The 17181-nt window shown below is 65.5% G+C and carries 21 protein-coding genes; all 21 read left to right on the top strand.

Annotated elements, in window-relative coordinates; genetic code table 11:
* Positions 1–16: 16 nt before the first annotated feature.
* Positions 17–1579: a murein biosynthesis integral membrane protein MurJ gene (murJ, locus tag ACE3TJ_RS09750; protein WP_374595907.1), complete on the top strand. Its 1563-nt coding sequence runs from the start codon at positions 17–19 to the stop codon at positions 1577–1579.
* 35 nt (positions 1580–1614) lie between these two features.
* Complete coding sequence (gene trpS, locus ACE3TJ_RS09755) at positions 1615–2625, top strand: tryptophan--tRNA ligase (protein ID WP_374595908.1); 1011 nt, start codon at positions 1615–1617, stop codon at positions 2623–2625.
* A gap of 91 nt (positions 2626–2716) precedes the next feature.
* Positions 2717–3373 carry a DUF4136 domain-containing protein gene (locus tag ACE3TJ_RS09760; RefSeq protein ID WP_374595909.1) on the top strand — a complete coding sequence of 219 codons (657 nt, stop codon included), beginning with the start codon at positions 2717–2719 and terminating at the stop codon, positions 3371–3373.
* Between the two features lie 91 nt (positions 3374–3464).
* The gene (locus tag ACE3TJ_RS09765; RefSeq protein ID WP_374595910.1) at positions 3465–4415 is read left to right on the top strand and encodes a hypothetical protein; all 951 of its coding nucleotides are present in this window, start codon (positions 3465–3467) and stop codon (positions 4413–4415) included.
* Positions 4412–4870: a universal stress protein gene (locus ACE3TJ_RS09770; protein ID WP_374595911.1), complete on the top strand. Its 459-nt coding sequence runs from the start codon at positions 4412–4414 to the stop codon at positions 4868–4870. The genes ACE3TJ_RS09765 and ACE3TJ_RS09770 overlap by 4 nt, the downstream gene beginning before the upstream one ends.
* A gap of 84 nt (positions 4871–4954) precedes the next feature.
* Positions 4955–5512 (top strand): NifU family protein, encoded by a 558-nt coding sequence (locus ACE3TJ_RS09775; RefSeq protein ID WP_374595912.1) that lies wholly within the window; start codon positions 4955–4957, stop codon positions 5510–5512.
* A 32-nt stretch (positions 5513–5544) separates the two neighbouring features.
* Positions 5545–6138, top strand: a complete 594-nt coding sequence (locus tag ACE3TJ_RS09780; protein ID WP_374595913.1) for a malonic semialdehyde reductase — start codon at positions 5545–5547, stop codon at positions 6136–6138.
* Positions 6138–6752 (top strand): tRNA (adenosine(37)-N6)-threonylcarbamoyltransferase complex dimerization subunit type 1 TsaB, encoded by a 615-nt coding sequence (tsaB, locus tag ACE3TJ_RS09785; RefSeq protein WP_374595914.1) that lies wholly within the window; start codon positions 6138–6140, stop codon positions 6750–6752. The genes ACE3TJ_RS09780 and tsaB overlap by 1 nt, the downstream gene beginning before the upstream one ends.
* A complete protein-coding gene (locus tag ACE3TJ_RS09790) occupies positions 6749–7207 on the top strand; it encodes a GNAT family N-acetyltransferase (protein WP_374595915.1) in 459 nt (152 codons plus the stop codon). Before tsaB ends, ACE3TJ_RS09790 begins: the two co-directional genes overlap by 4 nt.
* Before the next feature lie 102 nt (positions 7208–7309).
* Positions 7310–7729 (top strand): MucR family transcriptional regulator, encoded by a 420-nt coding sequence (locus tag ACE3TJ_RS09795; RefSeq protein ID WP_374595916.1) that lies wholly within the window; start codon positions 7310–7312, stop codon positions 7727–7729.
* Positions 7730–7799: 70 nt separating this feature from the next.
* Positions 7800–8225, top strand: coding sequence for a Fur family transcriptional regulator (locus ACE3TJ_RS09800; RefSeq protein WP_374595917.1), 426 nt, complete (start codon positions 7800–7802; stop codon positions 8223–8225).
* Positions 8226–8239: 14 nt separating this feature from the next.
* On the top strand, positions 8240–9547 hold the full coding sequence (gene miaB, locus ACE3TJ_RS09805; RefSeq protein ID WP_374595918.1) for a tRNA (N6-isopentenyl adenosine(37)-C2)-methylthiotransferase MiaB: 1308 nt from the start codon (positions 8240–8242) through the stop codon (positions 9545–9547).
* A 2-nt stretch (positions 9548–9549) separates the two neighbouring features.
* The gene (locus ACE3TJ_RS09810; RefSeq protein WP_374595919.1) at positions 9550–10554 is read left to right on the top strand and encodes a PhoH family protein; all 1005 of its coding nucleotides are present in this window, start codon (positions 9550–9552) and stop codon (positions 10552–10554) included.
* Positions 10547–11053 carry an rRNA maturation RNase YbeY gene (ybeY, locus tag ACE3TJ_RS09815; RefSeq protein WP_374595920.1) on the top strand — a complete coding sequence of 169 codons (507 nt, stop codon included), beginning with the start codon at positions 10547–10549 and terminating at the stop codon, positions 11051–11053. The genes ACE3TJ_RS09810 and ybeY overlap by 8 nt, the downstream gene beginning before the upstream one ends.
* A 13-nt stretch (positions 11054–11066) precedes the next feature.
* Complete coding sequence (locus ACE3TJ_RS09820; RefSeq protein ID WP_374595921.1) at positions 11067–11978, top strand: hemolysin family protein; 912 nt, start codon at positions 11067–11069, stop codon at positions 11976–11978.
* Positions 11975–13471, top strand: a complete 1497-nt coding sequence (lnt, locus tag ACE3TJ_RS09825; RefSeq protein ID WP_374595922.1) for an apolipoprotein N-acyltransferase — start codon at positions 11975–11977, stop codon at positions 13469–13471. The genes ACE3TJ_RS09820 and lnt overlap by 4 nt, the downstream gene beginning before the upstream one ends.
* 66 nt (positions 13472–13537) lie before the next feature.
* Positions 13538–13930: a helix-turn-helix domain-containing protein gene (locus tag ACE3TJ_RS09830; protein WP_374595923.1), complete on the top strand. Its 393-nt coding sequence runs from the start codon at positions 13538–13540 to the stop codon at positions 13928–13930.
* Positions 13931–14010: 80 nt separating this feature from the next.
* Positions 14011–15231, top strand: coding sequence for a methionine adenosyltransferase (gene metK, locus ACE3TJ_RS09835; RefSeq protein ID WP_374595924.1), 1221 nt, complete (start codon positions 14011–14013; stop codon positions 15229–15231).
* Positions 15232–15457: 226 nt separating this feature from the next.
* Entirely contained in the window at positions 15458–15865 is a 408-nt protein-coding gene (locus ACE3TJ_RS09840) for a disulfide bond formation protein B (protein WP_374595925.1), read from the top strand.
* A gap of 173 nt (positions 15866–16038) precedes the next feature.
* On the top strand, positions 16039–16575 hold the full coding sequence (locus ACE3TJ_RS09845; protein ID WP_374595926.1) for an RNA polymerase sigma factor: 537 nt from the start codon (positions 16039–16041) through the stop codon (positions 16573–16575).
* The gene (locus tag ACE3TJ_RS09850) at positions 16572–17150 is read left to right on the top strand and encodes a hypothetical protein (protein ID WP_374595927.1); all 579 of its coding nucleotides are present in this window, start codon (positions 16572–16574) and stop codon (positions 17148–17150) included. The genes ACE3TJ_RS09845 and ACE3TJ_RS09850 overlap by 4 nt, the downstream gene beginning before the upstream one ends.
* The last annotated feature ends 31 nt before the right edge of the window (positions 17151–17181 follow it).

The raw sequence follows: 17181 nt of genomic DNA on the forward strand, positions 1-17181 counted from the left end.
GCGGGAGGCCGCGCCCATGTCGCTCGTCAAGAGCGTCGGCGTTATCGGAGGGCTGACTCTCGTCAGCCGCATTTTCGGCTTTGCCCGCGACATGCTGCTCTCCCGCCTGCTCGGCGCGGGCGCGGGGGCGGACGCCTTCTTCGTGGCGTTCAAGCTGCCCAACATCTTCCGGCGTCTGTTCGCGGAGGGCGCGTTCAGCGCCGCCTATGTGCCGATGTTCAGCAAGGAACTGCACGGGCCGGGCGGCATAAAGGCCGCCGAGCGCTTCTCGGCAAACGTGCTATCCGTGTTCCTGCCGATCCTGCTGCTGTTCACGGCACTGTTCGAGATCTTCATGCCCGGCGTCGTCTGGCTGATGGCGAGCGCCTACAAGGATGTGCCGGGCAAGTTCGAGCTGACCGTCGAGCTGACGCGAATCGCCTTTCCCTACCTGCTGCTCGTCAGCCTCGTCTCGCTGCTCTCGGGCGTGCTCAATTCGATGTCGAAGTTCGCCGCCGCCGCCGCCGCACCGATCCTGCTCAACATCTGCCTGATCGGCGGTGTTCTGTTCTTCGGCAGCACCACAGGCGACAGCACGGAAACGGCCCGGGCGCTCGCGGTTTCGGTGAGCGTGGCGGGCGTCGTGCAGTTCGTGTGGCTGCTGTGGGCGGTGCGCCGGGCGGGGCTGACGCTGCGCCTCCGCTGGCCGCGACTCGACCCCAAGGTGAAGGAACTCGGCCGCATCATCGTGCCCGCGACATTCGGAGCGGGCATCTACCAGCTCTCGCAACTGATCGACACGTTCTTCGCGACGCGACTCGAAGAGGGCGCGATGAGCTTCCTGAACTACGCGGACCGGTTGAACCAGCTGCCGCTGGGCGTCGTCGGCATCGCGCTTGGCACCGCCATCCTGCCCGCGCTCAGCCGCTTGATCGCACGCGAAGACGCCGACGGCGCGCAGAAGCTGCAGGGCACGGCGGTCGAGCTTTCGATGCTGCTGACACTGCCCGCCGCAGTGGCACTCGCCGTTGCCGCGCATCCGATCGTCGAGGCGATCTTCCTCGGCGGGCGTTTCACGGCGGAGCATGTCACCGTCACTTCGGGCGTGCTCGTGGCGCTCGTCGCCGGGCTGCCCGCCTACGTGCTCATCAAGGTGCTGACGCCTGGTTTCTTCGCGCGCGGCGATACGAAAACGCCGGTGAAGACCGCCGCGGCAGCGCTCACCTTCAACGTCGCCGTCATCTTCTTTGTGATCGAACGCTTCGGCATCATCGGACTCGCGGGCGCAACCGCGGTTTCGAGCTGGTTCAACTGCGCGCTGCTCTACACGATCCTGCACCGGCGCGGGCACTTCACGCTGACCGGAGACGTGATCCTGCGCGTCGGCAAGCAGCTTCTCGCCGCGCTCGTGATGGCCGCGGGGCTCTGGTGGGTGACGAACACGCTCGGCGATGCCTTCATCGGCGGTGCGCTGGCGCGCGCAGGGGCGCTGACGGCGGTCGTCGTGACCGGAGCCGGGCTCTATTTCGGGACGCTGTGGGCGATCGGCGGCTTCCACCACGAACACCTCGCCAAGCTGAAACGCGGCAACGGCGCTTGACCTGTGACCCAAGCGGGGCCTAACGGCGGCGCGCTATGACACAGACTTTCGCACCGCGCGTCTTTTCCGGCATCCAGCCGACCGGCAACCTGCACCTTGGCAACTACCTCGGCGCGATCCGCAACTGGGTGGACATGCAGCACCAGCACGAATGCGTCTATTGCATCGTGGACCTGCACGCGATCACACTGTGGCAAGACCCCGAAGCGCTGCGCCGGGGCATCCACGAGATGGCCGCCGCGCTGCTCGCGAGCGGCATCGATCCCGACCGTGCCGTGCTCTTCAACCAGAGCCAGGTGCACATGCACGCCGAGCTCTGCTGGATTCTGATGTGCACCGCGCGCATGGGCTGGATGCAGCGCATGACGCAGTTCAAGGAAAAGTCGGGCAAGGACAAGGAAGGCGCTTCCGTCGGCCTGTTCGGCTATCCCGTGCTGCAGGCCGCCGACATCCTCGGCTATAAGGCGACGCACGTGCCGGTGGGCGAGGACCAGAAGCAGCACCTCGAACTTTCCCGCGACATCGCGCAGAAGTTCAACACCGACTACGGCGTCGAGCTGTTCCCGCTTCCCGAGCCCGTGATCCAGGGTCCGGCGACGCGCGTGATGTCGCTGCGCGACGGCACCGCAAAGATGTCCAAGTCCGACCCTTCGGACATGAGCCGCATCAACCTTGCCGACGATGCCGACGCGATCGCGCAGAAGATCAAGAAGGCGAAGACGGACCCCGAGCCGCTGCCCGGCGATATCGCGGGGCTTGAGTCGCGGCCCGAGGCCCGGAACCTCGTTTCGATCTACGCGGCGCTTGCCGGTACGAGCGCGGCAGCGGTGCTGACCGAGTTCGAGGGCAAGGGCTTCGGCGCGTTCAAGCCCGCACTCGCCGATCTCACGGTGAGCGTGCTGGCGCCGATCGCTGCGCGTTTCCGCGAACTTTGCGCCGATCCCGGCCATCTCGACAGCGTGCTGGCAAAGGGTGCGGCGCGCGCCGACGCCATCGCGGCGCCGGTGCTCGCGGAGGTGAAACGGACGGTCGGTTTCCTCGGCTGAGGGCTTTGAAAATTCAGGGATCGTTCAGCCGCGCACATGCACTATATAGGCTTGGCGTGGGTGCGAACGAGAAGGCCCGTAGGTGATGAGCATGAAACTGCCGAAGATCCTGTTGTCGCTGGGGATGCTGGCGCTGGTTGCCGCCTGCACGACGCCCTTCACCGCCGATGTTTCCCGCTTCCAGCGCCTGCCGGCGCCATCGGGCGAGAGCTTCACGATCGAGGCACGCGACGCAGCGCGATCGGGCGGGCTCGAGTTCGCGCAATATGCGTCGTACGTCGAGAACAGACTGGTCCAGCAGGGCTATCAGCGCGCCGCTTCGCCCGAGGCGGCAACGCTCGTCGTCAAGCTCGACTACGGCGTCAACGACGGCCGCGAAAAGATCGACACCCGCTACACCGGCTTCGGCGCAGGTTACGGCGGCTGGGGCGGCTGGGGCTGGCCCTATTACAGCCGCTACCGCTATCATCCCTATTACTGGGGTTCGTTCTACGATCCGTTCTGGGGCCCGGGCTTCGGCGGCGGCACCGAGGTTTACAGCTACACCGTCTACCGCTCGTTCCTGGACATGGACATCGTCCGCAAGAACGGCGCACCGGTGTTCGAGGGCCGCGCCGAGGCGACGACGCGCTCGTCCGACCTCACCAAGCTGGTGCCCAACCTCGTCGAGGCGATGTTCTCGGGTTTCCCGGGCAACTCCGGGCAGACCGTGCGCGTGAAGATCGACCAGAAGAAAAGCGGCTACTGAGCGTTCGTGCTGCGACAGGGTCCGCCCTATCGCAGCGCCTCGCACCCAAAACCGGTTCCCACTCTTGCCTGCGATGTTCTAAGAACAGCGCGTGGGTATATTCGACATCTTCCGCCGCCAGACGGTGAACCCCGTCACTGCCGCCAGCACCGATACGGGCGGCACCAGTCTCATCGGGCGGCTCGCGGCGATTCCGCGCTGGATGCTGCTGATCCTCGGCGCGTTCTTCGCGGCGATCCTCTACTGGGGCGTCCTTGGCAGCCTGCTGTCGGACACGCGCGCCGATCTTACCGTACGCCCTGACACGACTGTGCTGCCGCCGGGCGGAAGCGTTGCGGTCGCGACGGCCGCGATGCTGCTCGATCGTGCGCTGGACAAGGGCTGGACACCGAACGACAGCCTGCTGCGCCCCACGGGCCTGCTCGAAGACATGCCCGCCTTCCAGCGCGGGCAGCATTCGGCGATCAGTGCCTTCGTCACCAGCTTCGACCAGGGCGTGGGCGGCGACCCTGAACTCAGCGAAGCGGCGGACGCGCTCAAGACGCCGCCGGAACGCGGCTGGCTGCACGGCGACTTCCCCTTCATCGGCGGCTCCGCCGAAGGCCGCTACCGTGACGCGGTGGAAGCGCTTGCGCGCTACAATCGCGCGGTTGCCGAAAGCGAGGCGCCGGGCGAGGGCGATGCGCGCGAACTCCGGCTTGCGCTGCTCAGCCTTCACGCCGCGCTCGGCGAGGAGGCCGGCGCGGTCGACCGCATGATCGACGATAGCCGCGTGGGCAGCGCCGATGCGCAGTTCAACGAGGTGCGCGGCGCGGCCTATGCCGCCGCCATGCTGATGCGCGGACTGCGCGAGGATTTCGGCACGACGATCGGCCAGCGCCAGCTCGCCGCGACGTGGGCCGAAACGACGGAGGCACTGGATGCCGTTTCCGGAAAACGCCCCACCTTCGGTGTCGGCCGTCAGGATTTCGTCGAGCAGGGCTATTTTCTGATGCGGGCGCGCGAATCGCTGCGCACGATCGCGGCGGGTCTGGCACGATGACGGTGCCGAACTTCCTGGTCGTCGTCGACGATACCGACGAATCGGCGCTTGCCATGCGTTATGCGGCGATCCGCGCGAAGATGACGGGCGGCAACATCGTGCTCGCACACGTCATTCCGAAGCCCGAATTCCTGCTTTCCGGCGGGCTCCAGGACATGATCGCCGCCGAGGCACAGGAAGCCGCCGAAGCGCTGCTGAGCCGCAAGGCCGACGAGGTGATGGCGGTTTCGGGCCAGCGCCCGGCGCTCCTCATCCGCGAGGGCAAGGCCGTTGACGAAGTCAGCCAGATGCTGACCGAGAACAATGTCCACGCACTGATCCTGGGCGCGGCCGCGAAAGGCGCGCCGGGGCCGCTCGTCAGCCACTTCTCTGGCGAGCGCGCGGGCAACCTTCCGTGCGTGGTGGTGATCGTGCCCGGCGGGCTTGATCCGGACGCGATCGACCGTCTGGCTTGATCCGGCGGCCAAGGCACGCCACATGGGACGAGTATCAGGATCGGACACCCTTCCAAGGACTCCCACCCCGCAAGGACTCCCGCCATGTTCATAGAAACCCAGGCCACACCCAACCCCGCGACCGTGAAGTTCCTTCCGGGCCGCGCTGTGATGCCTTCGGGAACCATCGATTTCGGTTCGCCCGAAGCCGCCGAAGCCTCGCCGCTCGCAAGCGCGCTCTTCACGCTCGGTGATGTTTCCGGCGTGTTCCTGGGCAGTGACTTCATCTCGGTGACGCGCGCCGAAGGCGGCAGCGATTGGCGCGAGCTGAAGCCGCAGGTGCTCGGCATCATCGTCGATCATTTCGCGAGCGGTGCGCCGCTCCTGAACGAAACCGCCGCCGATGAAGCCGAAATCGAGGACGACCCCGAAACCGCGGACATCGTCGCGCAGATCAAGGACCTGCTGGAAACGCGCATCCGTCCCGCGGTCGCGAACGACGGCGGCGACATCATCTACAAGGGCTTCCGCGAAGGCGTCGTCTACCTGCAGATGCAGGGCGCCTGCTCGGGCTGCCCGTCTTCAACGGCAACGCTGAAGAACGGCATCGAAAACCTTCTGAAATATTATGTGCCTGAAGTAACGGACGTCCGCGCCGTCTGACGGATGCGGCCACGATAAAACAGGGAGTCCCCATGACCGATCATCTGCTGAGCGACCGCGACCTCGACCTTATCTTGCGCAGCGCGAGGACGCACAACGACTGGTCCGACCGTGCGGTCAGTGACGTGCAGCTGCGCGCGATCTACGACCTGATGCGCATGGGGCCTACGTCGGCGAACTGCAGCCCCGCGCGAATTGTGTTCGCGAAAACCGCGGAAGCCCGCGAAAAGCTCGCCGCCTGCGCGTCCGGCACCAACGGAGCGAAGATCCGGCAGGCGCCGGTGACCGCGATCATCGGCATGGACATGAAGTTCTACGACCAGCTGCCCAAGCTGTTCCCGCATACCGATGCGCGCGCCTGGTTCACGAGCAACGATGCACTCGTTCGCGAAACCGCGTTCCGCAATTCGTCTTTGCAGGGCGCGTATTTCCTTATCGCGGCGCGCGCGATCGGACTGAATTGCGGCCCGATGTCCGGCTTCGACAAGGCGAAGGTCGATGCGGCCTTCTTCGCGGGCACGGACATCGAGACGAACTTCATCTGCTCGATCGGCTACGGCACGGAGAAGAACCTGTTCGCGCGCAGCCCGCGCCTGTCGTTCGAAGAGGCTGCGTCCATCATCTGATGCTGCTCGCGATCGAAACCGGCACTGCCGCCTGTTCGGTCGCGATGATCGACGGGACCACCATCGTTGCAGCGCGGCACGAGATCATCGGCCGCGGCCATGCCGAGCGGCTCGTTCCGCTTGTCGAGGCCGTACTCGCCGAAACGGGCGGGCGCCCCAGCGCCATTGCCGTTGACGTGGGGCCGGGCAGCTTCACCGGGCTTCGCGTCGGCATCGCGGCGGCGCGGGGGTTCGGGCTCGTCTGGGCCGTGCCGGTTTTCGGTTATTCATCGATGACGCTGGTCGCCGCGAGCGTGCTTGCCGCGCACGATGCCGCGCCTCTCACCGTGGTGATGGACGCCGGGCGCGGCGAGGTGTTCGTGCAAACCTTCGATCGGGATCTGAAACCGGCGGCGCCCGCCGCCGCGATGCCGATCGCTGCCGCGGCCGGGGCCTACGAAGGGGCTCTTGCGGGGACGGGTGCGCCCATACTGAAAGAGGCCGGCAGCGCGGCGATGATTCTCTCCGAGACACCGCCCGACGCACGCGATGTGAGGCTGCTGCCGGCAGGGCTCCGCAGCTTGCCGCCGACGCCGCTCTACGTACGCGCGCCCGACGCGAAGCTGCCCGCATGAGGCACTATCGGCCCGTGACGATCGACGACGTTCCCGCGCTCGCGGCGCTGATGTCGCGCGCGTTCGATCCGCAGTACGGCGAGGGCTGGAACGGCAGTCAGTTGCTCGGCACACTCTCGATGTCCGGCACGCGCGCCGAAGTGGCGGTTGCGGACGGCGTACCCGCCGGCTTCGCGCTGACGCGCCTTGCCGCCGAGGATTGCGAGCTTCTGCTGATCGCGGTTGAGCCCTTGCGCAGCAGGCAGGGTATCGGAACAGAATTGCTGAGAAGATCAATCGACCTTGCGAAAGACGCGCAGGTCCAGCGCATGTTCCTGGAAGTCCGTACCGGCAACAGTGCTGCACGCGGGCTTTATGAACGCCACGGATTTATCTGTGTCGGACAGAGAAAAGATTATTATGTGGGTGAGAATCATTTGCGCTTTGACGCAATGACCATGGCGCTCGCGCTCTAGACATTCCGCACCCTCGCAAATCACGTTAAATCTTGCGAAAATTGTTCAAACGCTACATAAATCCGGGCACCAACAACAAAATGGTCGGGGTCATCGGGTCTTATGAACGAACATAGCGATAATCATCAGGAATTACTTGCGCTTACGGCAGACGTTGTGTCGTCACACGTCGCAAACAATACGGTAGCGGTTTCAGACCTGCCGAACCTTATTGAAAATGTTTATTCGACACTTGCGAAGCTTGGCGGGGTGGTGGAACCTGCAAAGCCGAAGCAGGAGCCTGCGGTTTCTGTCCGCGCGTCGATAAAGCCGGACTACATCATCTGTCTTGAAGACGGCAAGAAGCTGAAAATGCTGAAGCGTCACCTCATGACGCATTACAACATGACGCCGGACGATTATCGCGCGAAGTGGAATCTTCCCGCCGACTATCCGATGGTCGCTCCCAACTATGCTTTGCAACGTCAGGCCCTCGCCAAGAAGATCGGCCTCGGCACCAAGCGCACCGGCAAGCGCAAGTAGCCCCGCGCGGCAACGTCAAATGAACAGGGACGGACTTGTCCGTCCCTGTTTCCGTGCCTAAACTCCGGCCATGACAAAGATCGACATCGAAGCCATTTGCGCCGAGCGCGGTCTCCGCATCACCGAGCAGCGCCGCGTGATCGCGCGGGTGCTTTCCGATGCCGAGGACCATCCTGATGTCGAGGAGCTGTACCGGCGGGCATCGGCGATCGATTCCGGCATTTCCATCGCGACGGTCTATCGTACCGTGCGCCTCTTCGAGGAGGCAGGCATCCTTGAACGTCACGACTTCCGCGACGGGCGCTCGCGCTATGAACCGACGCCCGAGGAGCATCACGATCACCTGATCGATGTGGAAACCGGCACGGTCATCGAGTTCCACGACGATGCGCTCGAAGAGTTGCAGCGTCTTATTGCCGAACGTCTCGGCTTCGAACTCGTCGATCATCGGCTGGAACTTTACGGTCGCCCGACCAAGACGAAGCCGGCCAACTGAAATCCGGACCCAACGTGTCTGATCCCCGTTCCTATTTCGTCAAGACGTTCGGCTGCCAGATGAACGTCTACGACAGTGAGCGCATGGCGGAGCTGCTGGAGGCGGAAGGCCACACGCAGGCCGCATCGGCGGAGGACGCCGACATCGTCGTGCTCAACACCTGCCACATCCGCGAGCGGGCGAGCGAGAAGGTCTATTCGGAGATCGGCCGCCTGAAACACCGCGACGGGCCGAAGCCCATCGTGGCGGTCGCCGGCTGCGTGGCGCAGGCCGAAGGCGCCGAGATCGTGCGACGCGCACCCGCGGTCGATGTCGTCGTGGGGCCGCAGGCTTATCACCGGCTGCCGGACCTGATCGCGCGGGCGAAGGAACGCCCCGTGGAGACCGACCTGCCGACGCTCGAGAAGTTCGAGGCGCTGGGCAAGCGCCGGAAGGCTGCGCCGTCCTCGTTCCTGACGATCCAGGAAGGGTGCGACAAGTTCTGCACCTATTGCGTGGTGCCCTACACGCGCGGCGCCGAGGTTTCGCGGCCAGCCAACGCGATCCTTGAAGAAGCGCGGCGGCTTGCAGGCGAGGGCGCGCGCGAGATCGTGCTGCTCGGCCAGAACGTCAACGCCTATCGCCACGACCGGACCGATTTCGCAGCGCTCATCGCCGAGGTGGCAGCGATCGAAGGAATCGCCCGCATCCGCTACACGACGAGCCATCCCGCAGACATGACGGACGCGCTGATTGACGCGCACCGCACGATCGACGAGCTGATGCCCTATCTGCACCTCCCCGTGCAGTCCGGCTCCAACCGCGTGCTGAAGGCGATGAATCGCTCGCACACGGCAGAGACCTATCTCGCCATCATCGAGAAGCTGCGCGCCGCACGGGCGGACATGGCGATCTCGGGCGATTTCATCGTCGGTTTCCCCGGCGAGACAGAAGCCGAGTTCGAGGACACGCTCGCGATCATCCGCGCGGCGAACTACGCGCAGGGCTATTCGTTCAAATATTCGGCGCGCCCCGGCACCCCCGCAGCCGAGATGGACGGGCAGATCGACGAGGACGTGAAATCGGATCGTCTGCACCGCCTGCAGGCGCTGGTGCAGGAACAGCAGCTCGCGTTCAACCGCGGCGCACTCGGCCGCACCATACCCATCCTGCTGGAACGCCCCGGCAAGCGCGACGGGCAGCTGATCGGCAAGACGCCGTGGCTGCAATCCGTGTATGTCGATGCAGCCGGCACACACATCGGAGACATTGTGACGGTGGAGATCGAGGGCGCCTTCGCGAACAGTCTTGCAGGACGCATCGCATTCGCCGAAGCTGCCTGACGATGGCAAAAAAATCCGCTCCGCTTTCCCCACCCGCCGCCAACGACCGTGTCCGACTCGAACTGGATTTCGACCGCGCCGAACTGCTCGGCGCGCTGTTCGGCCAATACGACCAGAACCTGATCTCCATCGAGAACCGGCTCGGCGTTTATATCGCTGCGCGCGGCAACCGACTTTCGATCGAGGGGGAGGCGCACGCAGCGGCACGGGCGCGTGACGTGCTGACCGGGCTCTACAACCGCCTCGCGCTCGGGCAGGGGGTCGATATCGGCGATGTGGAAGGGGCGCTCGCGCTCTCGCAGGACCCCTCGCTTGAAGGCCTGGTTCGTGCCGAGGATGGCGGCGCCTCGCCGGTCATCATCCGTACGCGGCGCAAGACCATTGTGCCGCGCTCGCCGACGCAGCTCCGCTACATGGAAGCGCTCGCCCGGCAGGACATCATCTTTGCGCTTGGCCCGGCGGGTACCGGCAAGACCTATGTGGCGGTGGCGCAGGCGGTGAGCCAGCTGATCGCGGGCTCGGTGGATCGGCTGATCCTGTCGCGACCGGCGGTCGAGGCGGGCGAACGGCTCGGCTTCCTGCCCGGCGACATGCGCGAGAAGGTCGATCCGTACCTCCGCCCGCTCTACGACGCGCTCTACGACATGCTGCCCTCCGAGCAGGTGGAGCGGCGCATCGCCAGCGGCGAGATCGAGATCGCGCCCATCGCCTTCATGCGCGGACGCACGCTCGCCAATGCCTTTGTCATCCTCGACGAGGCGCAGAACACCACGCCCGAACAGATGAAGATGTTCCTCACCCGCTTCGGGCAGGGAAGCCGCATGGTCGTTTGCGGCGACCCCAAGCAGGTCGACCTGCCGAACCCCGGCCGCTCCGGCCTCAACGATGCGACACAGCGCCTTGAAGGCATCGACGGCATCGCCGTCGTGCGCTTCGGCGTGGCCGACGTGGTACGCCATCCGATCGTCGGCCGGATCGTGGAGGCCTACGAAGGCCCCAATGCTTGATGTCGCCGCAGGCATTGCCGGCGGCAAGTGGCCGGACGCCGACTGGACCGCGCTTGCCGAAGCCGCCTGCCGCGCCGCACTCGGCGAAACACCCTACGCAGGCCTCATCGACGCGAGCTTCTGCTGCGAGATCTCGATCCGACTGACGAATGACGACGAGGTGCAGACGCTGAACGCGCAGTACCGCGGCAAGGACAAGCCGACGAACGTGCTGTCGTTTCCGATGGTGCAGGCGGACTTGCTGGAGAGCCTGTCGAACAGCGACGACGGCGAAGTGCTGCTTGGCGATATCGTGCTTGCCGACGGCGTCGTGGCGCGCGAAGCTGCCGAGCGCGGCATCACGATCACCGATCATGCGACGCATCTCATCATCCACGGACTGCTCCATCTCGTCGGCTACGACCACGAGCATGACGCCGAAGCCGAGGCGATGGAGGAGATGGAGCGCCGTGCGCTTGCATCGCTGGGGATTGCCAACCCCTACGCCGGCGAGGCATGACGGCTGGGAAACGATGAGCGACGAACCTCCGAGTAGCAGCGGCGACCAGCCGTTCCGACCCCTTCTCCGCGCCTTGCGGAGCCTGATCTTCGGCCGTGGCGGCGAAGCCACGCTGCGCGAAAGCATCGAGGAAGCGCTGGAGGATCACGCCGGCGACACCCCCGAAGGCGACGATCTTTCCGAAACCGAGCGCCTGATGCTGCGGAATCTCCTGGATTTCGGGGAGCGGCGCGTGGGTGACGTGATGGTGCCGCGCGGCGAGATCATCGCCTGCGATGTCGAGGATAGTTTCCAGACGCTGGTCGCCGCCTTCGTAGATGCGGGTCACAGCCGCCTCCCGGTTTTTCGCGAATCGCTCGACGACGTGATCGGCATGATTCACGTGAAGGACGTCTACGCCGTGATCGCGGGCGAGGGGCGCAGCGCCAATGTGGAGGCAGAAAGCCTGCTGCGCCCGGTGCTGTTCGTGCCGCCCGCGATGCGCGTGCTCGATCTGCTCGCGCGGATGCGGCAGGGGCGCACGCACATGGCGATCGTGGTGGATGAATACGGCGGTACCGATGGGCTCGTAACCATCGAGGATCTCGTTGAAGAGATCGTCGGCGACATTGCCGACGAGCACGACGAGGAAGAGGCCGAAGCGATCACGCCGCTGCCGGACGGCGGCTTCGAGGTGGACGCCAGGGTTGATATCGAGGCGCTGGAGAAAGCGACCGGCGCGCCGCTTTCGGAGGCGGCAGACGGCGACGTCGATACCGTGGGCGGCCTCGTGTTCATGCTCGCCGGGCACATCCCCGCGATCGGGGGGATTGTGGCGCATCCGGGCGGCTGGTCGTTCGAGGTGACCGCCGGGGACGAGCGCAAGATCGAGCGCGTGCGCGCGTATCCGCCGCAGGCCCTTCCGGCCGCGGCCAACGGGGCGTGACGCTCCCTGCGGGCCGGGCACGTTTCGGCCTTCTGTTCATTGCGGGCATGATCAGCAGCCTCGGCTTCGCGCCGTGGAACCTCTGGCCGCTGACACTGATCGGGCTCGCCTGGCTGATCCGGGACACCGCGACGACCGAGACGGCGCGTCAGGCCGCGAAGGCGGGGTGGGTGTTCGGGTTCGGGCACTTCCTGCTCGGCACGCACTGGATCGCGCAGGCGTTTCAGTATCAGCAGGACATGCCCGCGTGGACGGGCTGGGTCGGCGTGGTACTGCTGTCCGCCTACCTCGCGGTTTTTCCGACGATGACGGTGGCAGCGGCAAGACGGTTCGGCGCTGGGCTGCCGCTGGTGCTGGGCTTTGCGGGCTGCTGGACGATCGCGGAGGCCTTGCGCGGTGTTCTCTTTTCCGGCTTCCCGTGGAACCCGCTCGGCGCGGTGGCGCTGCCGATGGCGGGGCTTGGGCAGGGCGCGGCTCTCGTCGGCGCGCTCGGGCTTTCAGCGGTGATCGTGCTGGCGGCGGGCGGACTTTATCTTCTTGAACGGCAATGGCGCACGGGCGCCGTGATCCTCGGCCTGACGGCGGCGGCGGCGCTTGCCGGGCTGATACCTCTGCGCACGCCCACGCAGCTCACGCCGACGCGCCTCAACATCGTGCAGGCGGACATCGGACAGGACGAGAAATGGTCCGAGGACGGCGTCGAGCGCGCGGTCGTCAAATATCTGAAGCTCTCGCCCGCACCGACACGGGCGGCGCGCCTGCTCATCTGGCCCGAAGCGGCGATCCCCGACCTGCTTGATGAAATGCCGGCGATGCGGCGCAGGCTGGGCGCGCATCTCGGCTCCAATGACCTGATGCTGCTCGGCGCGCTGAAGGCGATCCGCGAGGACGACGGCACCGCGATCGCAGCGCGCAACAGCCTGTTCGTGCTCGACAGCGAAGGCGGCATCCTCGCTCGCTACGACAAGAAGCGGCTGGTGCCGTTCGGCGAATTCCTGCCCGCGCGCACACTGCTGAACGCGATCGGGCTCGACCGGCTCGCCCCCGGCGCGCTCGACTTCTGGCCGGGACCGGGACCGCGCACGCTGCCGCTGCCAAGCGGCTTCCCAGCGGTCGGCCCGCTGATCTGCTACGAAGTCATCTTCGACGGCCGCGTGACCGAGGCCGGATATCGCCCGGCGTGGCTGCTGAATGTTTCCAACGATGCGTGGTTCGCGGGCGCGGGCGCCGAAATGCACCTCGCGCAGGCGCGCCTCCGCAGCATCGAGGAGGGGCTGCCGATGGCACGCTCCACGCCCACGGGGATCAGTGCGGTGATCGACGCGCACGGCCGCGTGACGGCATCCATGCCGCGCGGGCAGGCGGGCGTGATCGATGCGCGGCTGCCGGAAGCGAACCCGCCGACGCTGTTCAGCCACACCGGCCGCATCCTGCCGCTGCTGCTTGCCGCGCTGCTCGCGCTTCTCGGCTGGAGGCTCGGCCGCACACGCTGACGCCTTGCGCCCCGGAACGGATGCAAATACACCCGCTATGGTTGTATTCTGCCCTATCCTGGAGCCATGCCGAGCGAAACCGTCCACCCTGTCGACCTTCACGTGGGCAAACGCCTGCGCGAAAGCCGCACGGCGTGCGGGGTGACGCAGGCCGAACTCGGCGCGGACCTCGGCATCAGCGCGCAGCAGGTGCAGAAATACGAAAACGGCAGCAACCGCATCAGCGCCAGCAAGCTGTTCGAGATCGCGGGGCGGCTCGGCACTGGCATCGACTGGTTCTTCGAGGGGCTGGCCGCGCCGACAGCACCGAGTTTTGCCGAACCCGCCGCACCCTTCGAGGCCGAACCCACGGCGTACGATCAAACGCGCACACTGATCGCCGCATTCAAGGCGCTGCCCGACGACGCGGCCCGTGCGGATGCGCTGGATTACGTGCGAAATCGCGCCGAGCGGACATAAACGATTCTTTATGTCCGCTTGCGCAGGGCGCACGGCGGCGTTAGAGCGGAACAGTCCAAGAGTACTTTCAGGAAAGACGCATGGCGCGCAGCGACTATCTCTTCACGTCCGAATCGGTTTCCGAAGGTCACCCCGACAAGGTCGCCGACCAAATCTCGGACGCGATCGTCGATCTGTTCCTTTCGAAAGACCCCGAAGCGCGCATCGCCTGCGAAACGCTGACGACGACGCAGCTCGTGGTGCTGGCGGGCGAAATCCGCTGCAAGGGCGTGTATGAAAATGGCGCGTGGGCGCCGGGCGCACTCGACGAGATCGAGGCGACCGTGCGCCAGACGGTGAAGCGCATCGGCTACGCGCAGGACGGCTTCCATTGGGAGCAATTCCGCTTCGAGAACAATTTGCACGGCCAATCCGCGCACATCGCGCAGGGCGTCGACGAGGCGGGCAACAAGGACGAGGGCGCGGGCGACCAGGGCATCATGTTCGGCTACGCGACCGACGAAACGCCCGACCTGATGCCCGCGACGCTCGACTACAGCCACAAGATCCTGGCGCGGCTGGCGGCGGATCGCCATTCGGGCGCGGCACCATTTCTGGAGCCGGACAGCAAGAGCCAGGTGACGCTGCGCTACGCGGGCGGCGTGCCCGTGGAAGCGACCGCGCTCGTCGTTTCTACGCAGCACGCGCCGGGCTATTTCTGGCACGGCGGCGAAGGCGACCCCGAGAAATACAAGGTTCTGCGCGACTATGTGATGGGCGTGTTCAAGGACGTGCTGCCGGGCGGCTTCGTGACCGAGAACACCGCGATCCACGTGAACCCCACGGGCCGCTTCGAGATCGGCGGACCGGACGGCGACGCGGGCCTGACGGGCCGCAAGATCATCGTGGACACCTACGGCGGCGCGAGCCCCCACGGCGGCGGCGCGTTCAGCGGCAAGGACCCGACGAAGGTCGATCGGTCAGCCGCGTACATCACGCGTTATCTTGCGAAGAACATCGTCGCCGCGGGCCTCGGCAAGCGCTGCACGATCCAGCTTTCCTACGCGATCGGCGTCGCCGAGCCGCTGTCGCTGTACGTTGACCTGCACGGCACCGGCACGGTGGACGAAGCGAAGCTCGAAGCGGTGATCCCGCAGCTCGTGCGCCTGACGCCCAAGGGCATCCGCGAGCACCTCGGCCTCAACAAGCCGATCTACAGCACGACCGCCGCCTACGGGCACTTCGGGCGGAAGCCCGAGGGAGACTTCTTCCCGTGGGAGAAGACCGATCTGGTGGCGAAGCTGAAGGCTGCGGTTTCGTAGGGCCGAATATTGCCCTGAGAACTGGCGCGACAGAGCCAGCCACTTGCCAAAGTGCTCGACGTAAGGACCGGACCGCTTACTCGATCTGATCGAGCACCTGCCGCCTGAGAATCCTGTGCGGTCATAATCCCAATTCTGGTCCCACGTCCTGCGGGCAGACCCGCTGGCATTGCTGGACTTTGCGGCCATGGAATGAAATCATCAGGGCCGCAAAGGGGGAATATGAATGTTGAGGGCACTTTCCAATCTTTTGTTGAACAGGCGCCTAGTCGGCGCGGCTGTTCTGGCGATTGTGTTGTTTACCCTGGCACTCGATGTTGCCGGACTCGTTCATCCCTGCCCCTATTGCCGAATGCAGAGGTTCGCCCTTGGGGTCATTTCGATTGTTCTGCTGTTCCGCTTCTACAACGCCCTTTTCAGCCGTTACATCGTGGCGGTGGTTGGAATGATGGGCCTTGTTGTTGGAATTATGCAGAATTTCAACCACTTGAAGAAGATGAACAAGGGCGAATTCGACTGGTCTGCGCTTTCAATTGGGCACCCCTGGGTGCTTTCAGGCCTCGCGATACTGACGCTGGTCTGGCTGTTCTTTCTGGTTTTCGATCTCGACAAAACTTCGTCGCGTAAGCTGTAGGATCCGCGTTCCTGTCTCAACCGCGTTTCGCGGGCGGCGTTTGAATTCAGCTTCCCGCCACCAAGCTGTCACCCGGAACGCAAGCCAACATTAAAATAACATCCGGAATTTCTTTGTAAGAAATCCCGTGCGCCTGCGACTGTCTGCACATGAGCCGTGTGCGAAACCGCGAAATGAGCCCTCCGGACGCCCGAAGCGAGCGGCAGGATGCGCTGTACGCGGACGCGGCATCCGCACATGGCGGCATGATCGCACGGCTATCGGCGGGCTATGAGGCGGACCCGGCGCTGCGCGAGGATCTGGAGCAGGAAATCCATCTCCAGCTCTGGCGCAGTTTCGCGAGCTTCGCAGGGCAGTGCAGCATCGCCACGTGGGTACACCGCATCGCGCACAACGTGGGCGCGCGGCATGTGCACCGCGCGGTGCGGTCGAAGCCGGGCGCCTTTGTCGATCTCGACGGCATCGACATCGCCGATGCGCGTGGGGGGCCGGACGAGAACGCCGATGCCGCCGCGACGCTCGATCGGCTTTATGCGCTGATCTGGCGGCTCAGGCCGATCGACCGGCAGGTGCTGCTGCTCCACCTCGAACAGGTGGACGCGGCCGCGAGCGCCGAGATCACCGGCCTGAAACCGGGCGCCGTGGCCACGCGCATCCACCGCATCAAGGCACTGCTCGCCCGGCAATTCGCGGAAGGAACCCGGCCGTGACCAATACGAACGACATGAACGAAATGGGCGCGCTGTGGAAGGCGCAGGCCGTGCAGCCGCGCGCCCTGCCCGCAGACGAAATCCACCGGCAGCACGCCGCGCTCGAACGCCGCGTGGGTCGGCGCAACATGATCGAATATCTGACCGCCGCGCTAGTGATTGTCGGCGTCGTCGGCCTCGTTCTCCTCGACGTGCGGCTCGGCGCATTCGGGATTGGCACAGTCGGCTTGATCCTGCTGGGGATCGGCGGCGGCGTGGTGGCGTGGCAGCTTCACCGGCGCACGGGCGGGGCAATGCCGATCGACGGCGCGCGGCCGAGCATCGAGGCCTATCGCGACAGCCTGCGGCGCGAACGCGATGCGCTCGCATCGGTCGCGCGCTGGTACATCGGGCCGATGGTGCCCGGCATGGTGACGATCTACGCGGGCGCTTTCCTGAAGGTTCCGCCCGGCGGCCGCCTGTTCGTGATCGCGCTCGCAGCGGTGACGGCGATCGCGATGGCGTGGGTCATCCGCATCAATCGGCGCGGTGCGCAGAGGATCGCGGATGAACTCGAAAGCCATGAACGCGGCTGAAGCTGCAGATTCCGCAATCAGAAGGAGAATT

This window comes from Sphingosinicella sp. (assembly GCF_041916975.1).
Lineage (GTDB): Bacteria > Pseudomonadota > Alphaproteobacteria > Sphingomonadales > Sphingomonadaceae > Sphingosinicella.

Bases quoted from the DNA above. Each gene is read 5' to 3' on its own strand.
- murJ (WP_374595907.1), top strand. From the start codon at position 17: ATGTCGCTCGTCAAGAGCGTCGGCGTTATCGGAGGGCTGACTCTCGTC.
- trpS (WP_374595908.1), top strand. From the start codon at position 1,615: ATGACACAGACTTTCGCACCGCGCGTCTTTTCCGGCATCCAGCCGACC.
- ACE3TJ_RS09760 (WP_374595909.1), top strand. From the start codon at position 2,717: ATGAAACTGCCGAAGATCCTGTTGTCGCTGGGGATGCTGGCGCTGGTT.
- ACE3TJ_RS09770 (WP_374595911.1), top strand. From the start codon at position 4,412: ATGACGGTGCCGAACTTCCTGGTCGTCGTCGACGATACCGACGAATCG.
- ACE3TJ_RS09775 (WP_374595912.1), top strand. From the start codon at position 4,955: ATGTTCATAGAAACCCAGGCCACACCCAACCCCGCGACCGTGAAGTTC.
- ACE3TJ_RS09780 (WP_374595913.1), top strand. From the start codon at position 5,545: ATGACCGATCATCTGCTGAGCGACCGCGACCTCGACCTTATCTTGCGC.
- tsaB (WP_374595914.1), top strand. From the start codon at position 6,138: ATGCTGCTCGCGATCGAAACCGGCACTGCCGCCTGTTCGGTCGCGATG.
- ACE3TJ_RS09790 (WP_374595915.1), top strand. From the start codon at position 6,749: ATGAGGCACTATCGGCCCGTGACGATCGACGACGTTCCCGCGCTCGCG.
- ACE3TJ_RS09795 (WP_374595916.1), top strand. From the start codon at position 7,310: ATGAACGAACATAGCGATAATCATCAGGAATTACTTGCGCTTACGGCA.
- ACE3TJ_RS09800 (WP_374595917.1), top strand. From the start codon at position 7,800: ATGACAAAGATCGACATCGAAGCCATTTGCGCCGAGCGCGGTCTCCGC.
- ACE3TJ_RS09810 (WP_374595919.1), top strand. From the start codon at position 9,550: ATGGCAAAAAAATCCGCTCCGCTTTCCCCACCCGCCGCCAACGACCGT.
- ybeY (WP_374595920.1), top strand. From the start codon at position 10,547: ATGCTTGATGTCGCCGCAGGCATTGCCGGCGGCAAGTGGCCGGACGCC.
- ACE3TJ_RS09820 (WP_374595921.1), top strand. From the start codon at position 11,067: ATGAGCGACGAACCTCCGAGTAGCAGCGGCGACCAGCCGTTCCGACCC.
- ACE3TJ_RS09830 (WP_374595923.1), top strand. From the start codon at position 13,538: ATGCCGAGCGAAACCGTCCACCCTGTCGACCTTCACGTGGGCAAACGC.
- metK (WP_374595924.1), top strand. From the start codon at position 14,011: ATGGCGCGCAGCGACTATCTCTTCACGTCCGAATCGGTTTCCGAAGGT.
- ACE3TJ_RS09840 (WP_374595925.1), top strand. From the start codon at position 15,458: ATGTTGAGGGCACTTTCCAATCTTTTGTTGAACAGGCGCCTAGTCGGC.
- ACE3TJ_RS09845 (WP_374595926.1), top strand. From the start codon at position 16,039: ATGAGCCCTCCGGACGCCCGAAGCGAGCGGCAGGATGCGCTGTACGCG.